General features: G+C 48.8%; 27 protein-coding genes. 12 read left to right on the forward strand and 15 right to left on the reverse strand.

The genetic code is table 11. The features are described from left to right. The first annotated feature begins 22 nt into the window (after positions 1-22). From FC34_RS08910 to FC34_RS08920, 3 genes are all read left to right on the forward strand, one after another. The gene (locus FC34_RS08910) at positions 23-811 is read left to right on the forward strand and encodes an ABC transporter ATP-binding protein (protein ID WP_057895080.1); all 789 of its coding nucleotides are present in this window, start codon (positions 23-25) and stop codon (positions 809-811) included. Then, positions 798-2,474, forward strand: a complete 1,677-nt coding sequence (locus FC34_RS08915) for a hypothetical protein (protein ID WP_057895081.1) — start codon at positions 798-800, stop codon at positions 2,472-2,474. The genes FC34_RS08910 and FC34_RS08915 overlap by 14 nt, the downstream gene beginning before the upstream one ends. 67 nt (positions 2,475-2,541) lie before the next feature. After that, on the forward strand, positions 2,542-3,081 hold the full coding sequence (locus tag FC34_RS08920) for a hypothetical protein (protein ID WP_057895082.1): 540 nt from the start codon (positions 2,542-2,544) through the stop codon (positions 3,079-3,081). Positions 3,082-3,123: 42 nt separating this feature from the next. On the opposite strand, the gene FC34_RS08925 is transcribed toward FC34_RS08920, so the two are convergent. Genes FC34_RS08925 through FC34_RS08935 form a run of 3 tightly spaced genes read right to left on the reverse strand, consistent with a single transcriptional unit; the run spans position 3,124 to position 5,348 of the window. Continuing rightward, complete coding sequence (locus tag FC34_RS08925; RefSeq protein ID WP_057895083.1) at positions 3,124-4,113, reverse strand: aldo/keto reductase; 990 nt, start codon at positions 4,111-4,113, stop codon at positions 3,124-3,126. Between the two features lie 40 nt (positions 4,114-4,153). Then, positions 4,154-4,963, reverse strand: a complete 810-nt coding sequence (locus FC34_RS08930) for a Cof-type HAD-IIB family hydrolase (RefSeq protein ID WP_057895084.1) — start codon at positions 4,961-4,963, stop codon at positions 4,154-4,156. A gap of 52 nt (positions 4,964-5,015) precedes the next feature. Beyond that, positions 5,016-5,348, reverse strand: coding sequence for a hypothetical protein (locus tag FC34_RS08935; RefSeq protein WP_057895085.1), 333 nt, complete (start codon positions 5,346-5,348; stop codon positions 5,016-5,018). 140 nt (positions 5,349-5,488) lie between these two features. Here FC34_RS08935 and FC34_RS08940 point away from each other — a divergent pair, with 140 nt between their 5' ends. Beyond that, entirely contained in the window at positions 5,489-5,749 is a 261-nt protein-coding gene (locus FC34_RS08940) for a hypothetical protein (protein WP_057895086.1), read from the forward strand. 55 nt (positions 5,750-5,804) lie between these two features. Here the strand turns inward: FC34_RS08940 and brnQ are convergent, their stop codons facing one another. Together brnQ and FC34_RS08950 are read right to left on the reverse strand one after the other, a co-directional pair. Continuing rightward, positions 5,805-7,145: a branched-chain amino acid transport system II carrier protein gene (gene brnQ, locus FC34_RS08945; protein WP_057895087.1), complete on the reverse strand. Its 1,341-nt coding sequence runs from the start codon at positions 7,143-7,145 to the stop codon at positions 5,805-5,807. Next, positions 7,146-7,817, reverse strand: coding sequence for a YczE/YyaS/YitT family protein (locus FC34_RS08950; RefSeq protein WP_057895088.1), 672 nt, complete (start codon positions 7,815-7,817; stop codon positions 7,146-7,148). Between the two features lie 170 nt (positions 7,818-7,987). On the opposite strand from FC34_RS08950, the gene FC34_RS08955 reads away from it, so the two are divergent. Further along, the gene (locus FC34_RS08955; RefSeq protein ID WP_057895089.1) at positions 7,988-8,668 is read left to right on the forward strand and encodes a YoaK family protein; all 681 of its coding nucleotides are present in this window, start codon (positions 7,988-7,990) and stop codon (positions 8,666-8,668) included. Between the two features lie 115 nt (positions 8,669-8,783). Here FC34_RS08955 and FC34_RS08960 read toward each other — a convergent pair whose 3' ends face one another. The 3 genes from FC34_RS08960 to FC34_RS08970 are packed head-to-tail and all read right to left on the reverse strand — an operon-like array spanning position 8,784 to position 10,683. Next, the gene (locus tag FC34_RS08960; protein WP_157052285.1) at positions 8,784-9,107 is read right to left on the reverse strand and encodes a heavy metal-binding domain-containing protein; all 324 of its coding nucleotides are present in this window, start codon (positions 9,105-9,107) and stop codon (positions 8,784-8,786) included. Positions 9,108-9,162: 55 nt separating this feature from the next. Continuing rightward, complete coding sequence (locus FC34_RS08965) at positions 9,163-9,858, reverse strand: histidine phosphatase family protein (protein WP_057895091.1); 696 nt, start codon at positions 9,856-9,858, stop codon at positions 9,163-9,165. A 15-nt stretch (positions 9,859-9,873) separates the two neighbouring features. After that, on the reverse strand, positions 9,874-10,683 hold the full coding sequence (locus FC34_RS08970) for a Cof-type HAD-IIB family hydrolase (protein ID WP_057895092.1): 810 nt from the start codon (positions 10,681-10,683) through the stop codon (positions 9,874-9,876). Between the two features lie 104 nt (positions 10,684-10,787). Here FC34_RS08970 and FC34_RS08975 point away from each other — a divergent pair, with 104 nt between their 5' ends. Both FC34_RS08975 and FC34_RS08980 read left to right on the forward strand, forming a co-directional pair. Next, the gene (locus FC34_RS08975) at positions 10,788-11,273 is read left to right on the forward strand and encodes a ribonuclease H family protein (RefSeq protein ID WP_057895093.1); all 486 of its coding nucleotides are present in this window, start codon (positions 10,788-10,790) and stop codon (positions 11,271-11,273) included. Beyond that, a complete protein-coding gene (locus tag FC34_RS08980) occupies positions 11,266-11,793 on the forward strand; it encodes a hypothetical protein (protein ID WP_057895094.1) in 528 nt (175 codons plus the stop codon). The genes FC34_RS08975 and FC34_RS08980 overlap by 8 nt, the downstream gene beginning before the upstream one ends. On the opposite strand, the gene FC34_RS08985 is transcribed toward FC34_RS08980, so the two are convergent. Further along, positions 11,790-12,689, reverse strand: coding sequence for a LysR family transcriptional regulator (locus tag FC34_RS08985; RefSeq protein ID WP_057895095.1), 900 nt, complete (start codon positions 12,687-12,689; stop codon positions 11,790-11,792). The two genes, FC34_RS08980 and FC34_RS08985, sit on opposite strands and share 4 nt — an antisense overlap. A gap of 143 nt (positions 12,690-12,832) precedes the next feature. Here FC34_RS08985 and FC34_RS08990 point away from each other — a divergent pair, with 143 nt between their 5' ends. Next, positions 12,833-14,035, forward strand: coding sequence for an aminotransferase-like domain-containing protein (locus tag FC34_RS08990; protein WP_057895096.1), 1,203 nt, complete (start codon positions 12,833-12,835; stop codon positions 14,033-14,035). A gap of 69 nt (positions 14,036-14,104) precedes the next feature. On the opposite strand, the gene FC34_RS08995 is transcribed toward FC34_RS08990, so the two are convergent. The 6 genes from FC34_RS08995 to FC34_RS09020 form a co-directional block, all read right to left on the reverse strand. Beyond that, positions 14,105-15,472 carry an MFS transporter gene (locus FC34_RS08995; RefSeq protein WP_057895097.1) on the reverse strand — a complete coding sequence of 456 codons (1,368 nt, stop codon included), beginning with the start codon at positions 15,470-15,472 and terminating at the stop codon, positions 14,105-14,107. Beyond that, the gene (locus FC34_RS09000) at positions 15,465-15,995 is read right to left on the reverse strand and encodes a PadR family transcriptional regulator (RefSeq protein WP_057895098.1); all 531 of its coding nucleotides are present in this window, start codon (positions 15,993-15,995) and stop codon (positions 15,465-15,467) included. The genes FC34_RS08995 and FC34_RS09000 overlap by 8 nt, the downstream gene beginning before the upstream one ends. A gap of 138 nt (positions 15,996-16,133) precedes the next feature. Beyond that, entirely contained in the window at positions 16,134-16,502 is a 369-nt protein-coding gene (locus FC34_RS09005) for a DUF1634 domain-containing protein (protein ID WP_057895099.1), read from the reverse strand. Continuing rightward, a complete protein-coding gene (locus tag FC34_RS09010; protein ID WP_057895128.1) occupies positions 16,502-17,347 on the reverse strand; it encodes a sulfite exporter TauE/SafE family protein in 846 nt (281 codons plus the stop codon). Before FC34_RS09010 ends, FC34_RS09005 begins: the two co-directional genes overlap by 1 nt. After that, positions 17,329-18,126, reverse strand: coding sequence for an alpha/beta hydrolase (locus FC34_RS09015; RefSeq protein ID WP_057895100.1), 798 nt, complete (start codon positions 18,124-18,126; stop codon positions 17,329-17,331). Before FC34_RS09015 ends, FC34_RS09010 begins: the two co-directional genes overlap by 19 nt. Continuing rightward, positions 18,126-18,746, reverse strand: a complete 621-nt coding sequence (locus tag FC34_RS09020) for a hypothetical protein (RefSeq protein WP_057895101.1) — start codon at positions 18,744-18,746, stop codon at positions 18,126-18,128. The genes FC34_RS09015 and FC34_RS09020 overlap by 1 nt, the downstream gene beginning before the upstream one ends. A gap of 150 nt (positions 18,747-18,896) precedes the next feature. Between FC34_RS09020 and FC34_RS09025 the strand changes: the two genes are divergently transcribed. From FC34_RS09025 to FC34_RS09040, 4 genes are all read left to right on the forward strand, one after another. Continuing rightward, on the forward strand, positions 18,897-21,260 hold the full coding sequence (locus FC34_RS09025) for an ATP-dependent DNA helicase (RefSeq protein ID WP_057895102.1): 2,364 nt from the start codon (positions 18,897-18,899) through the stop codon (positions 21,258-21,260). Then, positions 21,257-21,931: a hypothetical protein gene (locus tag FC34_RS09030; RefSeq protein WP_057895103.1), complete on the forward strand. Its 675-nt coding sequence runs from the start codon at positions 21,257-21,259 to the stop codon at positions 21,929-21,931. The genes FC34_RS09025 and FC34_RS09030 overlap by 4 nt, the downstream gene beginning before the upstream one ends. Next, on the forward strand, positions 21,928-22,767 hold the full coding sequence (locus tag FC34_RS09035) for a sce7725 family protein (protein WP_057895104.1): 840 nt from the start codon (positions 21,928-21,930) through the stop codon (positions 22,765-22,767). Before FC34_RS09030 ends, FC34_RS09035 begins: the two co-directional genes overlap by 4 nt. A 67-nt stretch (positions 22,768-22,834) precedes the next feature. Further along, positions 22,835-23,761: a prenyltransferase gene (locus FC34_RS09040; RefSeq protein WP_057895105.1), complete on the forward strand. Its 927-nt coding sequence runs from the start codon at positions 22,835-22,837 to the stop codon at positions 23,759-23,761. Positions 23,762-23,820: the final 59 nt, after the last annotated feature.

Consider the following 23,820-nt stretch of genomic DNA (forward strand, 5'->3'; position numbering starts at 1 on the left):
TTAACAAGAAGGAGGAGTGGGTATGGCAGTTATTGAACTGAATCATGTCGCCAAAAGCTTTGGGGATAAAAAGGTACTAACCGATGTCACATTTTCCATTAATCCCGGCACCATTGTCGGTTACATTGGCCAGAATGGGGCTGGTAAATCGACGACCGTTAAGATGATTCTCGGTTTGATGGCCCCGGATTCGGGCACAATTAAAGTTTTTGACGAGGCAATCACGCCACAGAGCACGACTTATAAACAACGAATTGGCTATGTGCCCGAATTAGCTGATGTCTTCGATGCTTTAACCGCGCACGAGTACTTGGCCCTCATTGGTCAGCTGTATGGCATGACTGAAGCTGATGCTGTGGCTAAAAGTGAAGCGCTGATGGACATTTTAGGCCTCAGCTATGCCTTTGATCAGCGTATCGTCTCCTATTCCAAGGGGATGCGCCAGCAGGTTCTCATCATTGCCAGCCTGCTGCATAATCCGGATATTCTCTTCTGGGATGAGCCGCTAAATGGGCTCGATGCCAATGCCGTGCTCATCATTGAAGAAATTCTGCGAGAACTGCGGAATCGGGGCAAGACGATTTTTTACTCCAGCCATATCATGGACGTGGTGCAGAAGCTCTCTGACCGCATTATCTTATTAAATCAAGGCCAAGTCATTGCCGATGGCGACTTTGCCACGATCAGCCAGAATTCTGACACATCGCTTCAGCAATTGTTCAACGACCTCACCGGCTTCTCAGAACATGGCCAAAAAGCCAGTGCCTTCGTTGATGTGATTGCAGGAGGTGCAGCCCATGGCAGCGATTAAAGCCTTGGCACTGCCAAGTGCGCTCACTTGGCTCACCAAACTCAATCCGTGGCTCAGCCATCAAGTGGTCAATCCTAACCAATATCAGCTTTTGGTGGCCAGTAAATTGACATTGGCCGGTCGCAGTCAATCTAGTCTGGGCGGAATGCGCAAGAAAGAAAGCCCCCATCCCCTACGAAATCTATTCATCGGCTACCTGATTGTCGGCGCTTTGCTGGGTTTCTTCATGCTCATCCCCATGAACGCGCCACTGAGCGCGGGACTCTTGATGAATAGTCTGTTCATCATGTTCTTCTTAACGATGCTGACCTCATTTTCAACCCTCATTCTTGATCCTCGCGACCAGACCATCTTTTCCACCCATGCTGTCGATCGCAAAACGATTAACTACGCACGGCTGACGGTGGTAGGAATCTACTTTGCGGTGACAATTTTCGCGATGGGCCTTCCAGCTGTGGTGGTGTTGGGAATCCGGCTAGGGCTGCTCACTGGCTTGATGACAGCCCTAGGGATTTTGCTTCTCGGACTGACCACCTTGTCGCTATCGTTATTCTTGTACCTATTGGTCTTGCGATTCTTTGACGGTGAGCGGCTCAAGAACATTCTCAACATCCTACAGATTGTCATCATCATCGCGATGTATGTCGTTGGCCAGTTGCCAAATCTCCTCCCAAAAACTGACTACAGTTTCCTAACCACCGGTTTAGATGGCGCGTTTCACTGGTATTACTTGGTCTTCATGCCGTTTTGGTTTATGGGACCAACTATCATGCCAAGCGTTGGGTTGACTACTCTCACCCTGACGTTGACTGGCCTGGCCATCTTAGCGCCAGTGATTCTAATGTTGATTTATCTGCGATTCTCGACCAATTTTGAAACCTACCTCATCAAGCTCGACCAGAGTAGCGACAAGGCTCGCCATGAAGGGTGGTATTTCAAACTTACGCGCCGATTGTTCGCCCGCCAACAAAACGCCCCATTTTTCACTTTGGGTTGGCAACTCTTAGGGGTCGAACGGGATTTCAAACTCCGCGTCTATCCGCAAGTCGCCTATGCCTTGATTATCCCCGGGCTGTTGTTATTCAGTTTTATGCGGGAAGCCCCTTGGACAATGGTCAGTGCTTTTGTCGCGTACATTCCTTATTTTCTGATTATGGCTGTGCCAATTGCAGTGCTCAACTTGCAATTCTCTCATCAACCGTTAGCAATGCGAATCTTCACCTATGTCCCGTTTGCCGCGCCCGGCATTTTGGCGCGGGGTGTTGTTTCCGCCTTATTCTTCCGACTGCTAGCCCCATTGACTTTAGTATTGGGCGTCTTCGCCAGCGTCATAACGCGCGGCCAAGCCATCATTCCTACAATTGGGGGCTTAGCGATGACATACGCGGGTACTTTGCTCATCGGCTTGTTTGTCTTTAACCATCGGCTCCCGTTCGCCCAGGCTTTCTCACCTGACAATGCTAAAGGCGGGGCGGTGAATCTGGTTGGCGGGATTGGCGCCTTGATTATCGTGGCCATTATCGTTGTCGCTGGCGGCCTCATCCACAATCTCTTTTTTGACTTAGGCATCACAGTCTTTTGGATCATCATTGCGGCAGTCATTGGGCGTTTATACACCCACCGGGCATTTCAACCTGCCACCAGTGAAATCAACAACGAGTAACGTGCTGGCGTTTGGCTTGACACCTGACAAGCGGCGCACTACGCTGAATTCAAATGGAGGGGTTATCATGAAAAAATTATCAGCATTAATCGTTGGCGCAGCTATTCTGGGTGGATTAGCCATTGCCCCAACGACAGTATCTGCGGCCAATACCGGCTACAACCAGATTCAAGGATCCTTATCTGCATTTAATGTCGACCTGAAGGTGGTTGCAGCAACGCCTGCCAAGAAAGCGGTCCAAACCTACACCGCTCAAGGTAAAGTTTCCAAGGTCTTACCTGCTAATACGCGTTGGAAGGTACTGGGCGAACAATTAGTGGGCAAGAATGATGTCCGTTATGATTTAGGCGGTAACTTCTGGGTGAAGGCTAATACAGTTGTGCCAACACTCACTCCGGCTTTTCTTTATCAGAACTTCAAGACTGGGGTCTTTGTGACCGGGGCCAATGGGTCCGTGCTGACTGATGAAATTGGCGGTACCAAAACCCTGCGGATTCTCAAGGCTGGTTCCCACTGGAAATACTTCCAGAAGGTCTACCACAACCATGCCCTCTGGTATAACTTAGGCGGCAATCAATGGACCACAAGCTTCAGCGCCTTTGAATAAAAAAAGCAGCAACGAAAGGATACTTTCGTTGCTGCTTTTTTATTAAGCCAAAATTTTCTCGATGGCACTGAGTTCATCATCGCTAAAGCTCAAGTTAGCCACAGCATCAAGGTTATCCACCAAATGATCCACCGACGTCGTCCCAATAATGACACTAGTCACTACTGGATCCCGCAGTAGCCAAGCTAAGGCCATTTGGGCCAAGGATTGGTTGCGTTTCTTTGCAATCTCATTCAATTGATTCAACTTCTGCACCACCACGTCTGGGCCTTGCGCCAGGGTGCCAGTGTTGGTCGGATGAATCTTGAAGGTATCGGGAATCCCATTCAAGTAGCGATCAGACAGTAAGCCTTCAGATAATGGGCCATAGGCAATCAGGCCGTCGCCATCGGCTTTCAAACTGTCGAGTAAACCAGTCGTTTCGACATCGCGGTTAAACATATTGTAGCTCGACTGATTGACGACAAAAGGCGTCTTCAAATCTTTAAATAAGTCGATTGCTGCTTGTGTTTGTGCTGTATCGAAATTAGAGATTCCGATGTACAACGCCTTCCCTTGTTTAACAACTTGGTCAAGGGCAAGGACGGTTTCTTCCAGATCTACCGTTTCATCAAAGCGATGGGCATAATACAAATCAACATAGTCCAGATTAAGCCGGCGCAACGACCCTTCCAAGCCTTGAATAATCGACTTGCGCGAAGTGCCATCCCCATAAGGACCAGGGTGAATTTCATAGCCTACTTTAGTACTGATGACCAATTCATCGCGATAAGCTTTCAGTTCAGACTTGAGAACTTCGCCGAGTAATTGTTCACTCGAGCCAAAGTCGGTGCCACCATAGTGATTGGCCACATCAAAGTGAAAAATCCCGTGGTCGAAGGCACTCAAAATCACATCGCGGCGATCGGCCAACGGGTCGCTGCTACTATAATGCTGCCATAGGCCTAATGAGACGACTGGTAACATGAGTCCAGAGTTGCCGGCGTGACGTACGGGCACTTGGTTATAACGATCAGCTGCTGCTTGATACATAAACAACCTCCTGGTAAACGTTTTCTCTACTATAACAGACTTACAGGTTGAAGTAATCTGTCAGAAACTTTGCGACCCCATCGTCTAGGTTTGAGGTTGTTTGGTAGCGCGCGACATCCTTAACTGCATCGACGGCATTGCCCATGGCAACACTCACACCTGCTTCTTGCAGCATCCCCATATCGTTCATCCCATCACCAAAAACAATCGTGTGGGCAGCCGAAATGCCTGTTTTGGCTTGCAGCTCTTTCACTGCAGTTGCCTTATCGACTTGCTTAGGAATCAGTTCGATATTATCGTGGTTTGACGCCGACAAGTGCACAAAGTTCCCCGCCGCCAGCAGCATCATTGTTTTGGCTAGCCCCTCAGGGTTATTAATTCCAAGAATGAAGCCATTGGTAATGGTATCGGCATGAGTCACCAATTCGGCCGCTGGAATCTGCTGAACCGCAATCGTCACATCGTCAGGGGCAAACGCATACATCGCTTTTTCGACTTCAGGCGTCGGATCTTGGGTGTAGTAAATCGTATCATCACTGAAATAAAAGGCGGCCAAGCCGGTTTGATTCGTCACCTGCAGGACTTGCTGCAACGCTGGTGCACCCAGCAAATGGTGAATGCGGCCGCCGCCAAAATCATAGACAGCACCATTTGACGCAATGACTTGAGCTTTGTCACTCACTTGTTTGGCCATATCTTCTGCCAAGACGTACATGCGCCCCGTAGCCACATAGAACTGGTGGCCTTGAGCGATTAACGTTTGTAAGACTTTGACTGTGGGCGCACTGACATGCTTGTGATCAATTGAGAGCGTGCCATCAACGTCGCTAATAATTAAATAAGGTTCCATTATTTCCCTCCAAAAAAAAGAAGACCGACCATCGTCGCCTTCTTACTTGCGCTTATAAGCCCTGTGGTAACTCGGTCACAGTCTGTTTGAACCAGTCTTCCCATGGGGTGTCGGGAATCCCATTATCGTTGAATTTCGTCTTCAGAGCCGAAATCAATTCAATCAGATTACCACGACGGCTGGTTAAAAGCCCGTTATACAGATCTTCACTTGTCAAACTACGATTCTCAAGCAGAAATTGATTGATGTCAGCAATATGCCCTGTTTGATCAATTTGCCCCAGAACATCAAGGCCATCCGACATGTAGTGCTTCACATAAAACTTCGTGAAATTCTCCAAGGCGGTCTCTTGTGGGCCTGCTTTTAATGATTTAATCGTTGCCATATCTATCAATCCTTTCAGCTACCACGGGAAACAGAAGCAATACCCGTAACTATTTTAATCTATTATACAGTAAGACTTGCGTTTAGGGAAAAAATAGCTTAATATGCTCATTAATTAACGAAGGAATGGAGGCCTAGCTCATGGAAAAAGATCAACTTCACCTCGGCGACTCAGTCATCTGTCATGTTCAAGAAGATATGGCTGAAGCCTTTACTGGTACCATCGAGAAAGCTTATGTGAACTCAGCCTTACTTAGCATCACCGATTACCAAGCCATCGACAAACCCAATGTGGCCGAACTTAACGAAAAAATTATTGTGAACTTCAAAGGCATGGACCAAAACCTTGGCGGCGGTTCAGGTCAAACTTTAGCCGAACTCGCTGAAGAAAAAGAAAAGTAACCTGCTATTATCACAACAAATCAGCGCTCCCCATGGGGAGCGCTGATTTTTTAACTTATTGAGCAAAACGGCGATCAAATACGCGGGCGAGAATCAACCCAATCACCAATCCCAATACCGCTGGCAAACTCCATCCCAATCCAACATCAAACCCCGGCAGATAGCGGCCGACTGCCAAAACCTGGCCCACCCAACCAGTATGTAAATTGGTGGGTAAGGATTGCAGAGCGTCAAGGAATGCTGCCGGTACCGTCAAATAAGTGACGGCTCCCATCAGCCAGCGAGACTGGCCAATGATTGGTGATAGGAGCCCAAGCAGAATCAAAGTAATCGCGAGCGGGTATAAGAAGTACAACATCGGCGTTGAAAACAGCAGCAATTGGTCGAGTCCAACATTAGCAATGATCACGGGTAATACGCTAGCCACTAAGACAACCCCTTGATACGGTAAGCGCGGAAACAATTCTGTCATAGTATCGCCGAACGCCGTGATTAAACCAATGGCCGTTTTCAAACAGGCCAACACCACAATAATGGCTAGAAGCACTTGGCCAAACTCGCCGAAATACGCCGAGGCAACATTAGCCAGGATTGGCCCACCATTAGTTGCCCGAGCAAAAGGACCCAGGGCGTTGCGCCCCAACAACGCCAGTAAGCCATACAAAATGGCCATAATGACAATGGCGATGGCACCTGATTTCACGGTGTCTCGGGCAATTTGGCCAGGTTGAGTCACCCCCAGTTGTTTAATGGCATTCACGACGATGATGCCGAAGGCTAAGGCTGCTAAAGCATCCATCGTGAAGTAACCAGCGGTAAAGCCGTTAACCAATGGTGCTGTTGCGTAAACGCCATGCGCCGCTTGACCATGTCCCAGTGGTTTAACCAACGCCATAATCAATAGCGCTCCCAGTGCGATCAAGAAAGCCGGCGTCAAAAACTTGCCAACATAATCCATAATCTTGCTTGGTTTACGGGAGAACCACCACGCCACACCGAAGAACAACAAGGCATAAATGAACAGCGCGGGCTGGGTTTGTTTACCAATGAACGGTTGAACCCCAATTTCATACGAAATCGTCGCCAGCCGAGGCGTCGCAAACAGCGGTCCCAAGCACAGATACAAGACAATCGTAAAGAAATAGCCGTACCAAGGCGCGACTTTCTTGGCTAATTGGAACACGCCATCGGTATGGCTGACGCCAATCGCAATGACGCCCAGAAGTGGCAGGCCAACCCCAGAAATCAAAAATCCAAGTAGTGCTGGCCAAAGATTTGTCCCGGCTTCTTGACCGAGAAAAACTGGAAAGATTAAGTTACCTGCCCCAAAGAATAGGCCAAACAGCATTGAACCAATGAAGAAGAGTTGACGGCCATTAAGTTTGGGTTTTGTCATTTAGTGTTCCCCCCGAGATAAGTTGCGGTGCGTGAGTGATGGAATGATATGCTTATCCGCCCAGGCCACAATGGCACCTTGGAAGAGCAGTGCAAAGATGGTGCCAATGTTCACGGCATAAATTTGGTGGGTGAAGAAGAACGTAATCGCGATGGCAATCAATGGCGGCATAAATGAGGTAATCTGTGCCGCTGTCGCATTGCCATGAAAATAATCAAATCGCAGAATCTGCATGAGGTCATCTGCTGGGTGCAACATCACATTGATCCGTTGGTAAATGGAAATCCCCGTCCCGATAAACGCGACGCCGACGAAATCCAACAGGATGCGGACAATGAGATTTAAATGGTTCAGTGGTGTCAACAACATCAATTGATCAAACCAGCCAATCAGATAAGAGAACGGGATCATAAACAATAAGTTGCCGGCAATCCGCCGCCATTCAATTTTGTGTAACAAGATGGCATTGAGAATAATGATAAATAGGCCATTAAGCACCAGCATATTCCCTAAACTAATCGGCAACGCATGCGACATATTCGCAGCTGACGCGGTCCAAAACGCACTACCCAAATTCAAACTGACCGTCAGTGCATTCCCCAGCGCATTAATAAAAATCGACAAAATAAACTCGCCGATGAGCGCCGGTGTCGTCATAGCTTTTGCTTCCATTGTGATGCCCCCTCTATTTAGAGATTAGTATAGCATGCAATCTTTTTTTTACTTGGTTTTTGACTTGATTTGTCGCTTGAAAAGCCGGCTCCAGGCGGGGTTTGAAATTGTTGTCACCAGAATTTGGTGGTACCATTGCTTGTATTCACGAAACAAGGAGGCAATCTATTGTGGAAACAAAAACTGTCCCAATCAATGAACGACTCGTGATTGGTAGTCTGCTGGCAGCCGCTGCAGGCGGGTTTGATGCCTTCACCTATCTCCTACACGGTGGGGTCTTCGCTGGTCTTCAAACAGGGAATCTGATTCTGCTTGGGGCCCATCTGGGACAAGGCCAATTTAATCTGGTTTGGCGCTTTGTCGTCCCAATCCTAGCTTTCGTTGTCGGCACCATGATTGCGCGCTTGATTCAACACCAGGTCAAACGTTACAAACGGCCATTATTGCAACAACAAATGATTCTAGTGTGGGAACTGGTGTTGATTATCACAGTCGCAATTCTGTCACCCTCACTGCCTGACATTCCCGTGAGCGCGTTAATTTCAATGGCTGCGGCCGCCCAACTGCAAGAATTTCGCAAACTTAAGGGTGGACCGTTTACTTCACTGATGATGACAGGTAATTTACGAACGGTCGCTGAGGGCCTTTATGATGGAATTTTCCATCACAGTCAACCTGCCCTTCAAAAGGCAGCCGACATTGCGACCATCATTGTGAGTTTCGTCATTGGGGCAGGGGCGATGGGCTTTACAGTCCTGCACCTCGGGCATTTTGCTATTTTATTACCCGGTGTTCTGCTCGCCATTATTTGGACAATTTTCTGGCGCAACAGTAAAATGCTGGGTGACTAAACCAAAAAAGAGCTGGTGACAAAAATTTCTTTTGTCACCAGCTCTTTTTAATATCTCTACAATGTAACCTAATCACGTGCCAAAAAACTGAGAATAAGAATTAGCCCGTCTTTTGTTAGTCGAACTTGACGGCCGTCCCGTATGCGACAACTGATTGCATATCCGAACCGATGGAACCAGAATCAAAGCGCATCATCACAACGGCATCCGCCCCCTTGCTGGCGGCTTCATCCTTCAGTCGTTGAATCGCGGTTTCGCGAGATTCCAGCAACATGTTAGTATAGGCCTTAATTTCGCCACCAACCAAATTCTTTAAGCTGGCGCCAATGTCACTAACCACATTCTTGGACTGAGTCGTTAAGCCAAAGACTTCCCCGATGACGGTATAGGTTTTACCAGGAATATTCTCAGTGGTACTAATCAAAATATCTGCCATGATATGAGCTCCCTTACGATTTTGGATTCATTGTACCTTGCCGTTGTATCGATTGGTACTAATCAGACTCGGGCAGTTTGCGCCCCGCTTCAACATAAGCCAGATCATTGAAGCTTTTGACACTAAACTGATTATCAGCGACATGCACCTGGGTGACACTGGCATTACTCAACCCCCGCACGCCTTTCACGTCAAAGCCAATGGCAGCCAACCACATCAGAATAATTGTGCCGTGCGTGACCACCAGCAACCGCTCTTCTTGCAACTCGTCTGCCCGATGCGCCAAGGCTGATAATGCCCCACCGAATCGGGTCACGGCCATCTGAGCATTCTCAGCATAATTGATCGGTTCGGCCTCGTTCAACGCAAAAGCTCGACCGGCGATGGAATCCAAATCAATCACGCCTTGGGCCATGGCCTCATCAAAACTCGGTAAATCAAACGCGGCTTTAGCAAAATCATCCGTCTGCCACCCTTCAAATTTCCCATAGTCCATTTCACGCAGGGCGACATTCACGTTCACATTCAAATCTTGCTGCGCGGCACTCAAAGCGGTCTGTGCGGTCACGATGGCCCGTTTCCGATCACTGGCAAAAGCTTGTTCGATGACAATACCCGCCGCTGCTAAACCTCGGCCTAACGCTTTGGCATCTGCCAAACCCGTTGGGGTCAAATCTGAGTCCGCATAGCCTTGGACCCGCTTTTCCACATTATAAATTGTCTGCCCGTGGCGGACGAGATACAATTCGACCATGAGTACTTCCTCCTCTTATAACTTCAAAAATCGCTCTAAGTAGCGCCCGACGCCATCTTCTGCATTGGTTTCTGTCGTCACATCATCTGCCAGCGCTAGAATCTCTGGCTTAGCATTTGCCATAGCAACCCCACGCCCAGCAAATTTCAGCATATCTGCGTCATTCAAGTCATCACCAAAAGCCACCATTTGGGCCGGTTCAAACCCCAACTGTTGTCCGACATATGCTAAGGCGTTGGACTTTGAGGCATTACCCGCTGTCACTTCTAAGGCCGCGTATTCGCCACTCCAAGCGCCCCAAGTTTTGGCTTCCAGTTGCGGAAAATCCGTGGCGACAGCATCGGTCAGGACAGGTAACTGGGCTTCATCAATGAACATGGTCACTGAAATGGGCGCCTGGGTAAGCCCTTGGGCATCGAATAATTGTGTGGGCGCTGGCTGATCAGCCAGAAATGGCATATCCGTATAGGGGTGATCAGCGAGTAAAAGCTGCTTGCCTTCTGCGACCATTAAACTGATTGGCAGCGTGGTTTTGAGCTGTTGGAGTGCCAAGGCCGTCGTGACAGGCAGCGTCAATGCCCGCTCACCAGGCCAATATTGATGTGGCTTATGAATGAGCGCCCCATTGAAATTGATTAGGGGGCTGGTCAAGCCAATTTGTTCATAAAAATTCTCTGAGATAGCATCTGGTCGCCCAGTTGCAATGACAACGGCGTGGCCTGCCTCCTGAGCCGCTCGTAAAACGTTGATATTTCGCGGACTAAGCTGTCCATCTTGATTCAAGGTGGTACCATCTAAATCAAGTGCAATGAGATATGGGGTCATTTTTTCCTCTTGAATTCTGAATTATTTACTGTCGATTGTACCAAATATCTAGCCAAGCACCATCATTTTGCCTAAAATGGTAAGTTGGAAAGTGAGGACATGTCATGACTGGAATTACACTCTATACCGACGGCGGCAACCGCAATACCGGCAATGTCGCTGGTGGCTCCGTTCGACCAACCGACAAAAGTGCGTGGGCGGCGCTCCTGACATATGAAGGCCACGAGAAGTTGCTCACAGACGGCGCGCTTGGCAAAACCAATAACTATATGGAAATTATGGCAGTCATCCAAGGCCTCAAGGCGATTAAGCGGACTGACTTGCCCGTTGATGTCTATTCTGACTCCGCCTATGTCATTAATACCATGCAACAAGAATGGTGGAAGAAATGGCAAGCCAACAACTGGCGTAAACAAGGTAAGCCGGTTATTAATGTCGAGTTATGGCAGGCCTTGCTTGAACAAGTGGCACGCTTTGATTCGATTCATTTCCACAAAGTGAAAGGCCACGCCAACGATGCGGCTAATAATCGCGTCGATGAAGCCCTGAATCACACAATGGACCATTTGGGAGAAAATAATCATGAATGAGCTGGCTACCTTAAAACGCCGCCAACAGCTTGTGACCATCACAAGTACACAACTAAAAGCTACCGGTTATATCCGGGCCTTAGATTCCGAGAATGTCTTGCTGATTTGCATCAATGCCACTGGGCACCCAGATGGCTGGCTGTGGTTAGCACCAGACACCGTCAATGGAGTCGATAGCGAGACACCTGAACTCGCATTGCGCAGCGCGTTTATTGACCTGAACCGCAAGCACCATCCTGCCTTTGACCCGCTGCAGCTCAAAGCCCCAGCCAAGAATCTTAATGCCTGGCTACAACTGGCCGTCAAAACTCAGAATTTGATTGAACTTGGTTTGGCACATCAACAGCAACTCGTTAGCCTTAGTCCCAAACAACACGCCTTAGTGGCGAATGAAGTCACAATTGAAACCCTGGATCAGCCCCGAACCCACGTGCTTGAGCCTGAACAAATTCACTGGTTACGCAGTGGCACTGAGTATCTCAGTTTGCTCAATCAAGTCCGCCAAAGTTTTACCAATTAAGCTTGATGTAAATAGCGGCTGCCATAGCGCGCTGATAAATACGCCTGAATCACCGTCCGCATCCCTGCGACCGACGGTGATTTTTCTGTTGTGGGGTTTAATACCATACACAAGGTCCGCTGAAACGGTTCGCTGAATGGAAAAGTGTTCACCGAACCAACGAGCTTTTGGAGCGCCAATTCTGGCAGAATCCCCAGTCCTAACCCGGATTCCACCATTGATAGAATCGACTGGTCATCCAGCGAATAACTGAGCGAGTTCTCAGACACATGATACCGGTCCAAGGCACCTTTAGTATCGCGATCATAGTCGGTCTTTTGAAGAATGAAGCGGCGGCGCCCAATATCGACATCAGTGATACTGTGCTGATTCTGCGGCTGAAACGTCAGCGGCGTCACACAATAAATCGGGTCCTCAATCAAGGGCTCAACAATTAAGTTATCGGCTACCGGCAACAGTGAGAAACCGATGTCGATACTGCCGACGCGTACTTGTTCCACAATCTCGTTAAAGCCTGCCTGCATCACTTCGACGTCTACATTAGGATAGAGATGTTTGAACTGCTGGATAATCGTTGGCAGCCAGTTAGTGGAAACTGAAGAGAAAGCCCCCAAACGAATGCGGCCGGCATTGAGGCCGGTAATTTTATCGGCTTCCTGGCGCAACCGATCTTCGGTATTCAAGATTGCTTGAATGATTGGCAGAATGGTTTGCCCGTCTGGGGTTAGCTCCACCCCAGTCCGGTTACGGATAAACAGCGGAAACCCCAAATCATTTTCGAGCTGGCTAATGCTATGACTGACCGCACTAGGCGTTACGTTGAGTGTTTGCGCCGCTTGGGCAAATGTCCGCTGAGCAACGACCTCAGCGAAAACTTGGTAACTGAAATTAGCCATAACTGTTTGGTTCCTCCCTTGTCACGTTTATTGCCTCGATTCTAGCATGAATTCAATTCACTTTGCTATGAATAAGTTGAGTTTTACTTGATTCGGTAAAAGGCATACACTGTTCTTATCAGCAAACGGAAGGAGTTCTTTAAATGAAACTTGCGAATCGGACAATTAAAACCAGCGAGTCTGGCCTGGATGCGCTCTTTGCTGCGACTAGTGCCGACGTCATCTCCTTTGCCGGTGGCTACCCAGACGGGCAATTATTCCCTACCAAAGCCATGCAGGCTGCCTTTAACGCTAGTTTTGCCGCTGACCAAGGGACATTACTCCAATATGGCACCACGACTGGTTACACGCCGCTCCGGCAAAAAATTGCCGCTCGCCTCAACCGTTTAGACGGTTTATCCCTGACAGCAGACGATATTCTGCTGACCCAGGGCGCACAACAAGGTTTGGATCTCACTGCTAGACTCTTGTTGAATAAGGGTGATGGGGTCGTCGTTGAAGGGCCAACTTACATTGGCGGTTTAGCTGCCTTTGACGCCTATGAACCAACGTACTACGAAGTCCCAGTTCAATCTGATGGCCTCGATTTAACCTCGTTGAAGAAAGTCTTACTCAAACATGAGATCAAGTTTCTCTACACCATTCCCGATTTCCACAATCCTACTGGAACGGTCATGTCCGTTGAGAAACGCCAAGCCTTGGTGCAATTAGCAAACCAATTTGATTTCATTATTCTTGAAGACGCACCTTATCGCGACTTGCGTTATAGCGGCGAACGGATTCCGCCTGTCAAAGCGTTCGATACCGAAGGGCGCGTTATCTACTTGGGCAGTTTCAGCAAAATCCTGGCGCCCAGCCTGCGTTTAGGTTGGCTTGTCGCAACGCCTGCGCTTCTCAAAGCAATCACTGCGCTCAAGGCGGGGGCCGATGTTGAATCGAGTCATTTAGTCGCGGTTGCAGTTGACGATTACTTGACGCATAACAGCCTGGATGCTCATTTGGACACCTTGAAAACCAGCTATGCCGTCAAAAAAGACGCCATGGTGCAAGCTTTGACGCAATATATGCCCAAGGCGGCACATTTTAACAATCCAGAAGGTGGCTTCTTCCTTTGGCTGACACTGCCAGAAGGCTTCGACACCGAAAAATTCATGCTTGAGTCATTGCTCCCTGAGGCGAAAGTCTCCTTTGTCCCATCAAAGAATCTCTTTGCGTCAAAAAGCGTAATCAATGGCGCCCGCTTGAATTTCACGAATGTTTCTGTAGAAGACATCGAGCACGGGGTGGCTGCCCTGGGCTCAGCCCTTAGTCAGGCACTCGCACAACCAATCAGCCATCATGGCTAACAATAAAGCCAAAAAAAAGACCGTGAGCTCACGGTCTTTTTTGTTTACTGCAAATCAGTCTCCGTTGAGCTAGCGATGCAAGCCTTGTTCCCCCAAGGTCTTAGGCAATGCCCACACCTCAATGATCGGAGCCAGCATAAGGACTGCTAGAAAAGCAAAGCCTACCTGGTAAGCGGCGTTAACCGGCATAAATATTCCGGCTAATGACACCACTAAGGTGACGACGGCGACCCCAATTCCCTGCGCCAACGTTTGGGTGACAGCGCTAAGGGTATTGGCACTGTTGCGTTCTTCAAACGCAACTTCAGTTAAACTGACGCCATTGTACGCCGTCAGTGCTAAGGAGCGCCCCACCCCAGAAACAGTCGCCAAAGCTGCAATCCAGGCAGCAGGCATCGTGGCTTGCATTAATCCCAGCCCCAAGCCACTGGCCAGAATTAGTGCCAGCGCCAGTATAATCGCATTCCGGTAACCCAGGCGTTCGATCAAAGCCGTTGTAAATGGCTTGATGCCAATATTCCCGATAAAGATAAAAATAACCAGCGACCCAGCGGCTAAAGCCGACCAATGCAGGACGGTTTGCAAATACACCGTCAACAGATAGGGCAGTGAACCGACCGATAGCCATAAGATTGAACCGCCAGTCTGAGAAATCCGAAACGATGGAATTTTAAGCGCGCTGACAGCGAATAATGGTGCCCGTGCGTGCGTGAGATGGTAAGCGACTAAGGCAGTTGTAGCCAAGCCAAGGATGAACAAAGCCAAACTCAGCCACCAATTCGGATGGGCCTGAGAAGCGCTGTCGGCGCTAATCAGCAACAGCAGCGAGGCAGCAGCAATTTCGATAAAACCTAGCAAATCAAAACTCGTGCGAGGCGCTGGTTGGTCAGGCGTCAGTAGCCGAAGACCAATAATCCAACTCATCAACCCAATTGGTACGTTGATTAAGAAAATCCAGTGCCAACTCGCATAGGTGGCCAATGCGCCCCCAACAACGGGCGCAATAGCTGGCGCAATCAAAGCTGGCCAAATGAGATAACTCATCATTTTGAGCAAATCTTTGGGCGCGGTTTTCTCAAGGACAATTAAACGCGCCGTGGGCGTCATTAAGGAACCTGCTAAACCTTGAAGCATGCGCATACCTAGCAATACCACAAAATTGGGAGCCAAGGCGCTACCCAGCGAACTGGCAGTAAAGAGCAGCACAGCGGTCAACCAGATGCGGCGTTGGCCAAAGCGCCTGGCTAACCAACCGCTCAGAGGAATGAAGACCGCGACTGTAATCAAATAGACGCTAACCAACAAGGCAACTGTGGCGTTCGTTTCACCAAAGGTTTGGGCAATCTTAGGAAGCGCGGTCGTCACAATAGTGCCATCTAGAATTTCCATAAAGAGACTGGCTGCCATTAATAAGGCGATTTTGATTGATTTAGGCATGTGGGACTTCCCCCTTCTCTAGGCGCGTTTGAAAGTCACTAATCCATTCGAGTGTTGCTTGTGCTTGAACGATATGCAGTCGAATCCGTTGTGCGGCATACCAGTGATCGATTTTGGCTACCGCGTTCAGTCGGTCAATATTTTCTTGGCTATGCGCAATGACCCGGTCTTGTTCAGCCCGATACATTGTCAGTAAGTCAAATTGGTCAGACAGTGGCAAATGTTGCATCGCATCAAGCTTTATCCGGTAAATATCGTCTGTGTGTGCCCCTTTGGGAATTGGATCCGCCATCAAAGCCATAAACCGTTCGCGGCCGGCCGGTGTAATCGTCGCAATTTTTCCGTCCCCACTAGCTTTCAGCTCGATAGCGCCGGCTTTAGCTAAGCGATCGAGTAACGGATAAATCACGCCGAAGCTGACCTTCCGATACGGGCCAACTGGCATTTGCAATGCCTTTTGAAGCTGATAACCATTCTTAGGTGATTCCATCAGCTCACTCAAAACGTTTAATTCATTCATCATTATTTTCGTCCCCGTCCCATATCTAAAAGATATAAGTAACGTATATCTTTTAGATATATTTGTCAACATAAAAAAAGCCGTGCTCCCAATCTGGAGAGCACAGCCATGTCATGCCAATTGGCTAAATTCGAATCGCTATTAGCCGGCGTAACCAATAAACATTGCAATGACGAGGATAACTAAAACAACAGTGGTAATCGCTGTGTACAAGAAATCCTTTTCTTTAAAGAAAGCGTAGATTGAGACCACCACGCGTAATACGGGCGTCAAAATCAATAAGAACAGGCCGAGCATCATAATGGCATATGGCTTCAATGCGACCACGCCACTGAGAATGGCCGATGGTGTGGTCGGATGACTGGCACCAGCATAGCCGCTGTGGCCAGAAATAATGAACATTGCCATCCCAATCAGAATCACGGTGGCAGAAATGATTACCCCAACGCGTAGGAGCTTGCCAATGACCAGTTCAATCTTCTCTGTTTCTTCACGTGTTGATTGATCCATTAGATGTTCACCCCAATTCCTTTAAGCAACATCTGCAAGCCCATGTAGCCAATCACCGGGATAAAAATCCACCGTAAAACTTTCGTCGGTAAATATTGCATAATCCGGGAGCCAATGGTGGCGCCAACCAGAATGCCCATGGCCAAAGGGGCGGCAATTTGTGGTTGAATGGCGCCATTGAAGAAGTAGACCGTGGCACTGGCAGCGGCCGTAACACCCATCATCAAATTACTGGTGGCCGTCGATGGCTTGAGGGGCATTTTCATGATGGTATCCATGGCCAAGACCTTGAAGGCCCCGCTCCCAATACCCAACAATCCTGAAGCCAACCCAGCCCCGAACATCATGGCAAAGCCACCGGGCACGTTGGTCACTGAGTAATCAACATGTTGCTTGGTGGCTTTATCGTAATACGACCCATTTAAGCGCAGTTTTTGGGCGTAGCTGTCATCATTGACACTCACTAACTTTTCGCCCTTAGACATCATTTTACGAATCATGTTGTACACCGAGAATAATAGCAAGGCACCGAATAAGAAGTACAACACACTGCTGTTGACTAAGCCCGTCACGACCGCGCCTAATATGGCCCCGACCGTGGTGGCAATTTCAAGAAACATCGCGACCCGTAAATTCAACATATCGTCTTTCAAATAGGCAATCGTCGCCCCAGAACTCGTGGCAATGACTGCAATCACACTGGCGCCAATCGCATATTGAATGGGTAAACCCATCAATAAGGTAAGGACTGGCGTAATAATGATGCCCCCGCCTAAGCCCAAGAGGGCGCCCAAAATGCCGGCGGCTAACCCGGTAAAAGCCAAAATCAATAATTGTTGTACCAATTTGTCCACCCTTTCTGCTCCGTTGTGGTAAAGAGAAACTTGGCTAGTATGCGATCCACATCCGGATTTTGATGCAGCATAATATGATAGCTGTCTAGAGGGCTCCCATGAATAATAACCGTCTTCACTGAGGCCACATATGGTTTGACCTGAGTCGTGAAGTGTTTGAGTGATGTGAGATTAACCGCCCAATCACTATCAAAATTCCAGACCTGACCGCCTAGATTCAATACATGCAAATCTTTGGGCAAGCGATTCATCGTTGTCTCCCCAGGATAATCTGAGGCCAGACTGGCAAATTTCAACACTTTAGGATCCGTCGATTTGCGGTATTTCGTCAAGTAATCATAAATGATGTTACCACCGCTGGAGTGTCCCACCAGATAGACTTGTGAGAAATGACGCTTTTTTAAACTTTGCATTAAGCGTGCCAACTGCTTGGCTTCTTTAGGGGGATTCTTCGCGTCATCAAATAAGACATTGATGAGCGGGTTCGTCCCAGAAGCCGGCCCTAGGGTCTTGAAGGTTTCGGAGTGTTCGTGGACCTGCACCTGGTAACGTTCAGTTGCAATCCCATAGCGGGTGTAGCGGGCCATCATCGGACCAAACGAGGTCCAATTGCCCCCGTAGCCTGGAATAAAGACCGTGGCCACACGGGCTTGTGGTACCTGGAAGTTCGCATACACGCGCAACCGCTGATGCCACCAAAGTCCAAGACTGGCGGTTAAGACGAGCAACACCGTCACGATGCCAATCAGCCATTTCCAACGCCGTTTCATTACTTCTTGGCCGCCGGTTTCTTCGTGGCAGTCTTCTTTGCAGGCGCCTTTTTGCGAGTGGTCTTAGCGGCCGGCTTCTTGGCTGCTGCCGTCTTAGTCGTCGTTCGCTTGGTTGCTGGTTTGCGCTTATTGGCGGGCACTTCTTTAGCCACCGGTTGTGGCTTACTCATCTCGGCTTCAATGAAGTCGAGTTTCTCATAAATTGCATCGTTGATTTCCGCATTTTTGACCGTAAAGTCAGCCAAATAACTGGCCACGTCTGTCATTTTATCGATGCGCAAGCCCGAGACATTCACCCACTGAGAGGTGATCACTAAGTACAAATTCACCGGCACAATTTCTTCGACTTCCAAGAAGTTGTTGATTTTCTTGTAGTCTGCCATAGGAAGATTAATCACACTGGTTTCCAGGCTCACTAGGACTGGTTCTTTATAGGTCACCTCAAGTGTGGCTTGAATGAGTTGGTTCTTTTGCGTGGCAGCTTGAACACTTTCATAGAGACTGGCCATGAATTGTGCGAGGCCTTGTTCTTTGAGGTCCATTGGATCGACAGTCTTTTGTACTTGCTCATAATTACCTTCTGCAATTGCGTTCTGGTAAGTTTGTACATTGATTTCCATGAAATCGTCCCTTTTCCTTGTAATATAGCCATCATAGCGTACCATCGCACAAACTTTCAAGGCGAGCATGTCGGCAAGAACTTCCCGTCGTCGTATCGACCATTTTCACCCCCGAAAGTTTGTTCTATAATGAGACCAACGGAGGGCATTATGGCAGAAACAAAGATTGGGGTGCGTGAGCTGGTCGAATTGACTGTGCGCACTGGTGACTTGAATCCCGTTACCACCGCTTCAAATAACACGGCTATGCTTGGCAGCAAAATTCACCGCCAGTTGCAGGCCGCCCATACTGAAAGCGACTTCGAGAAAGAAGTCTATTTGGAGCACCCCATGACAATTAATGCCACCACCTACTTAATTAATGGCCGCGCAGACGGTGTTCTCACTGATGAATCGGGCGTGACCATTGAAGAAATCAAAACCTCAGCGCGCAACTTTGCTGATGTGACTCAAAATACCAAGGACCGCTACTGGTCGCAATTATACTTATACGGCCTGTTTCTTTGCGAAAGTCGGGATCTTGACCAGGTGCAACTGGATTTAATTTATTATCAAACCAGCACCGATCAAGTCAGCCGGTTCACTGAAACAAAAACTCGGGCGGAGTTGAGTCTGTATTTTGAAGACTTAATTGCCGCTTTCAAGGATTGGCTTGATATGCGTCAAGCCATTGTTGACGCCCGGAATCAAAGTGCCAAGACCTTGGCTTTTCCTTTCCCAGAATTTCGAACCGGTCAACGCGAAATGGCTGCGGCCGTCTACAAGACCATCTACGCCCAGACCCGACTGTTTGTTGAGGCTCCCACTGGAACAGGCAAAACCATCTCGACTCTGTTCCCAGCTATTAAGGCAATGGGTGAGGGCCTGATTGAACGGCTCTTCTACCTAACAGCTAAGCAGAGCACCCGCCGAGTGGCAGAGGATGGGATGGCACTGTTAGCCGCCAACGGCCTGGTCGCCAAAAGCATCACCCTCACCGCTAAGGACGTCATCACCTTTGATGATGAGCCGGATGACCCCAGTTTAAATCCTTACATGCTCGGATACTATGACCGCTTGAAACCGGCTTTGAAAGATATGTTTGCTCATGAGAATCAGTTAACCCGCGGCGTCATTGAAACTTACGCCCAGAAACATACTCTCGACCCGTTCGAGTTCAGTCTCGATGCGAGTCTTTTTTGTGATGTGGTGATTTGCGATTACAATTATCTCTTTGACCCCACAGTGTTCCTTCAACGATTCTTTAGTGAACCAGATCCGGGGAACTTCTTCCTCGTTGACGAAGCCCACAACCTGATTTCCCGTGCACGCAGTATGTATTCGGCTTCAATTGAAGATGGTCAATTTGTCTCCCTAAAAGACGCACTCAAGGGCCATAAAGGGAAAATTTTCACCAGCTTGCGGCGGCGCATTAATCGTGTGCTGGACGAGTTTGACCTCTTGAGTGAAGCCCTTAGCAACCAAAAGCTACACGAACATTATCAAAAAGATTCCGCTGACGGCTTAGTGACGCGACTGAATCAATTTAGCCAAACGATTCATGATTGGCTGGGCAGTGATCCCGCTCCTGAGTTACAACCCATTACTGAAATTGTGTTGCCCGTTTATTTTGCTGCCAACCAATTCTTACGCATTAATGATTTCTATAACGATGCTTATGAAACCCGGATTGCAAATGACCATGGTGTGATGGTCAAAGCACTGTGTTTAGACCCCAGTAATTTCATTGATCAATCTTTGGCATTGGGGCGTGGGGCCGTGCTCTTCTCAGCCACGCTATCACCGATTCATTACTATCAAGAGATTCTCGGTGGACTCGACAACAGTCTCGCCTACCAATTACCTTCACCCTTTGACCAGCGCAATCTCAAGTTAATTGCCACCAGTAACATTCAAACGACCTACCAACAGCGGGCGGCCAACCTGCCAACCATTGTGGCGAGTCTGGAAACACTGATTGCTGCCAAGCCTGGCAACTATCTGTTCTTTTTCCCGTCTTACCAATACTTAGAGCAAGTGTATACGGCGTTTGCGGCCGCTCATCCTACCGCAGACCTGGTCGTTCAAGCCGGCCAGATGGATGAAGCCGCGCGCAAAGACTTCCTTGCTCAGTTCAGCGCTGACAGTCAGACGATTGGTTTTGCCGTCCTGGGCGGCATCTTCTCAGAAGGCATCGATCTCAAGGGGACCCGCCTGATTGGCGTAGCCATTATTTCGGTTGGCCTACCCGGACTCAACAGTGAAACCGATCGTCTTAAAGCGTATTATGACGCCCAAAACGGACAAGGATTTGCCTATGCTTATCAATTACCTGGCTTAAACAACGTGCTTCAAGCCGCCGGCCGAGTCATCCGCGGGGAACACGATTGTGGCGTCATCCTATTGTTAGATCAACGCTTTGCCACCCCCCGCTACCGCGCCCTTTTCCCTAATCATTGGCAAGGGCTGACCATCAGCCGCTCGACGAGCCAACTTGCTGAACAGCTGCGACATTTCTGGGAGGATCACGGATGAAAACCAAGCTCACCCTCGATTTAGAAAAAACATTGTATCAATACTGGCAGGAACAAGGAGGCTATGTTGTTGAAGAGGTCACCATGCCTGATGACCAAGGCATCGTTGACACCCTCGTGCTCCAAACTGAAGCCAACCAACCAGTCTGGCGCTGCTTTGAGCTCAAAGTCACCAAAGCCGATTTTCATAGTCATGCCAAGCTCAGTTTTATTGGTAACTACAATTATTTCGTCCTACCCGCCAAACTTTATCAAGAAGTGAAGGCTGAGATTCCGGCAGGCATCGGGGTCTTCACCTATCAAGCCTTTAACAAGAAGGCCCTGGCTGCAAGCACCGTACCCATCACCGCCCCCGGGATGCTGACGATTGCCAAAACCGCTAAACGCCAAGACCTACAAGTCGATGAGGCTGCACTCACCTTGCGTTTTATTGCCAGTCTCAATCGCGAAGTCGTCAAAGCCAAACGCGTCGAAAAAGGCCTTGATCAGTTTAGTACTGATCAGTTGTATCAAGCCCTGAAGCAACGCACCAGTGACTACGATATTTACACCCCGGAAGCTAATTTACTCGACCGCTTTAGTGAGGAGCTACAGACCGACACCATTGCGGCGTTGCAAACGGAAATTGATGCGCTCACTGAAGAGAACCTGAGACTGAGGTTGAGCCAATGAAATATTTCCCATTTATCCGGGGGAAACAATTCGACCTCGCGGCACTGACGGAATTGGCCCAACGGCAGCTGATTTCGCCGCAAGTCATTCCCATTGTCGAACCTGTCAAAGACAGCCCCGGTTTAACTAAGCTAGGCGATGCCTTTGTCAAAAGCCACTTACCGCTGGCGGTCGTCACCAATCCCCAAGTAGGGAATTACGGTTTATTAGAACAGCCGATCCATGCGATTAAGCTACAACCACCACTCCTTTCAGCTCGCTATTTTGAACCCGATAACCATGCCCAAGTGATCATCGCCCAGACCGTCGCCCAAGCCCAACTATTACGGCGACAGTCAGGCATCAAAATCGTGCCCAATACGGCCGTCACCCGGCAATTGGCCTTATCAAAGGCCGTCTTTCTGACTGACCGCTTCACCATCTGGGGCCACACAGAAGATTATCGCTTAGTTCAAGACGAATTCTATCAATTTGGTCCTGACCAATTACCTGGGCTGGGGTTCAGTGACTATCCCTTAACGAGCGGCCATTACAGTGAACAAGGCTATCCCCAACGTGCCCTGGCATTGCACTTGGTCTATCCAGAACATGGTCACTTACGCCTACATCATTTTGTTTCGGTGAACAATGATGACTACGCCAATCCCCAAGCCAAGTTTCTTGAAGCTGCCAGTCAGTTGACGCCATGGCTGACCAGCAAACCGCAAGCGGACAGTTTTGGCCTGCGGACGTTAATTGATCTGGCTGACGATCAACATTTCCCTGGGATGGGCGTTCTGCGCAAGTTGCAGCTGATGCACCATCTAGAAATTATTAATCGCTTTTTGAGCGTTTAGCGTTGCGCCCAATGCCGTTTGCCGGTATTGTGAAGAACAGATTTAGGTTTACAACGGAGGAGAGAAAATGACCCAATCAAAATGGCTCACTTGGCCAGTTTTTGTGGAACTGACTGAAATTTATACCGCCCCTTTGAATGTCATCTGGTTCATTCTAGGGAGTGCAATTGCACAACTTGTGTACGGGACTTTCAATATCGAAAACGTGCTGTTGTGTCTGCTTGATGTCTTTATTTTTGATTTAGCGGTGAACGTGTCGGACAACTATTTCGACTACGTCCACGCCCATGATCGTGAGCATTACGCCAAAGAAGTGAATCCGATTGGCCGCTTGTCACTACCGCTCAAACGCGTCGGTTGGCTGGCCACAAGCCTTTACATACTCTCAGCCATCCCTGGCATCTTCTTATGGCTGAACACCGGTTGGCCAGTGCTGATTTTTGGCGCAATTGGCTATATCATCGGCATCTTCTACACCGCAGGCAAGTTCCCGATTAATGCCACACCAGTCGGCGAGACCGTGGTGGCCTTATCCATTGCTTATTTGATTCAACTGACCTGTGTCTACGTCAGTATCGCTGGGCGGGCGCCATTCACTCTGGCCACCATGGGGATTACCTTTCTATTGTGCTTACCCCTGACCTTGAATTTCTTCTGTGTCCAATTGGCCAATAATATTGCCGATTTAGACGAGGACATTGCCAACCATCGCCACACTTTGGTGTACTTCACTGGCAAGGCCAATGCCCTTAACATTATGAAGGCGGGCGTGATTATCGGTACCCTGTGGCCAATCGTCAATGTTTTACTGGGCAAGGCCCCGTGGCTGACAGCTTTGAGTAGTCTCATTCTGATCGCGATGTGGCCGGGCATGCAGCCATTCTTTAAGAACCCCGACAAGCAAAAAACTTACATGGGCGTCATCAAAAGTGGCTCCCTCTTCTTCGTCGGTTACACCCTGCTGTTCGCATTAGGTGTGTGGCTCCAAGGCTGATACAAAAAGAAGTTGTGCCATGATCCCCATGGGGGTCATGGCACAACTTCTTTTTTATT

The organism is Lacticaseibacillus brantae DSM 23927 (genome assembly GCF_001436115.1).
GTDB lineage: Bacteria > Bacillota > Bacilli > Lactobacillales > Lactobacillaceae > Lacticaseibacillus > Lacticaseibacillus brantae.

What these genes read in the sequence shown, in the direction of transcription:
- FC34_RS08910 (WP_057895080.1), top strand. Translation starts at nt 23, where the DNA reads ATGGCAGTTATTGAACTGAATCATGTCGCCAAAAGCTTTGGGGATAAA.
- FC34_RS08915 (WP_057895081.1), top strand. Translation starts at nt 798, where the DNA reads ATGGCAGCGATTAAAGCCTTGGCACTGCCAAGTGCGCTCACTTGGCTC.
- FC34_RS08920 (WP_057895082.1), top strand. Translation starts at nt 2,542, where the DNA reads ATGAAAAAATTATCAGCATTAATCGTTGGCGCAGCTATTCTGGGTGGA.
- FC34_RS08925 (WP_057895083.1), bottom strand. Translation starts at nt 4,113, where the DNA reads ATGTATCAAGCAGCAGCTGATCGTTATAACCAAGTGCCCGTACGTCAC.
- FC34_RS08930 (WP_057895084.1), bottom strand. Translation starts at nt 4,963, where the DNA reads ATGGAACCTTATTTAATTATTAGCGACGTTGATGGCACGCTCTCAATT.
- FC34_RS08935 (WP_057895085.1), bottom strand. Translation starts at nt 5,348, where the DNA reads ATGGCAACGATTAAATCATTAAAAGCAGGCCCACAAGAGACCGCCTTG.
- FC34_RS08940 (WP_057895086.1), top strand. Translation starts at nt 5,489, where the DNA reads ATGGAAAAAGATCAACTTCACCTCGGCGACTCAGTCATCTGTCATGTT.
- brnQ (WP_057895087.1), bottom strand. Translation starts at nt 7,145, where the DNA reads ATGACAAAACCCAAACTTAATGGCCGTCAACTCTTCTTCATTGGTTCA.
- FC34_RS08950 (WP_057895088.1), bottom strand. Translation starts at nt 7,817, where the DNA reads ATGGAAGCAAAAGCTATGACGACACCGGCGCTCATCGGCGAGTTTATT.
- FC34_RS08965 (WP_057895091.1), bottom strand. Translation starts at nt 9,858, where the DNA reads ATGGTCGAATTGTATCTCGTCCGCCACGGGCAGACAATTTATAATGTG.
- FC34_RS08970 (WP_057895092.1), bottom strand. Translation starts at nt 10,683, where the DNA reads ATGACCCCATATCTCATTGCACTTGATTTAGATGGTACCACCTTGAAT.
- FC34_RS08975 (WP_057895093.1), top strand. Translation starts at nt 10,788, where the DNA reads ATGACTGGAATTACACTCTATACCGACGGCGGCAACCGCAATACCGGC.
- FC34_RS08980 (WP_057895094.1), top strand. Translation starts at nt 11,266, where the DNA reads ATGAATGAGCTGGCTACCTTAAAACGCCGCCAACAGCTTGTGACCATC.
- FC34_RS08985 (WP_057895095.1), bottom strand. Translation starts at nt 12,689, where the DNA reads ATGGCTAATTTCAGTTACCAAGTTTTCGCTGAGGTCGTTGCTCAGCGG.
- FC34_RS08990 (WP_057895096.1), top strand. Translation starts at nt 12,833, where the DNA reads ATGAAACTTGCGAATCGGACAATTAAAACCAGCGAGTCTGGCCTGGAT.
- FC34_RS08995 (WP_057895097.1), bottom strand. Translation starts at nt 15,472, where the DNA reads ATGCCTAAATCAATCAAAATCGCCTTATTAATGGCAGCCAGTCTCTTT.
- FC34_RS09000 (WP_057895098.1), bottom strand. Translation starts at nt 15,995, where the DNA reads ATGATGAATGAATTAAACGTTTTGAGTGAGCTGATGGAATCACCTAAG.
- FC34_RS09005 (WP_057895099.1), bottom strand. Translation starts at nt 16,502, where the DNA reads ATGGATCAATCAACACGTGAAGAAACAGAGAAGATTGAACTGGTCATT.
- FC34_RS09015 (WP_057895100.1), bottom strand. Translation starts at nt 18,126, where the DNA reads ATGAAACGGCGTTGGAAATGGCTGATTGGCATCGTGACGGTGTTGCTC.
- FC34_RS09020 (WP_057895101.1), bottom strand. Translation starts at nt 18,746, where the DNA reads ATGGAAATCAATGTACAAACTTACCAGAACGCAATTGCAGAAGGTAAT.
- FC34_RS09025 (WP_057895102.1), top strand. Translation starts at nt 18,897, where the DNA reads ATGGCAGAAACAAAGATTGGGGTGCGTGAGCTGGTCGAATTGACTGTG.
- FC34_RS09030 (WP_057895103.1), top strand. Translation starts at nt 21,257, where the DNA reads ATGAAAACCAAGCTCACCCTCGATTTAGAAAAAACATTGTATCAATAC.
- FC34_RS09035 (WP_057895104.1), top strand. Translation starts at nt 21,928, where the DNA reads ATGAAATATTTCCCATTTATCCGGGGGAAACAATTCGACCTCGCGGCA.
- FC34_RS09040 (WP_057895105.1), top strand. Translation starts at nt 22,835, where the DNA reads ATGACCCAATCAAAATGGCTCACTTGGCCAGTTTTTGTGGAACTGACT.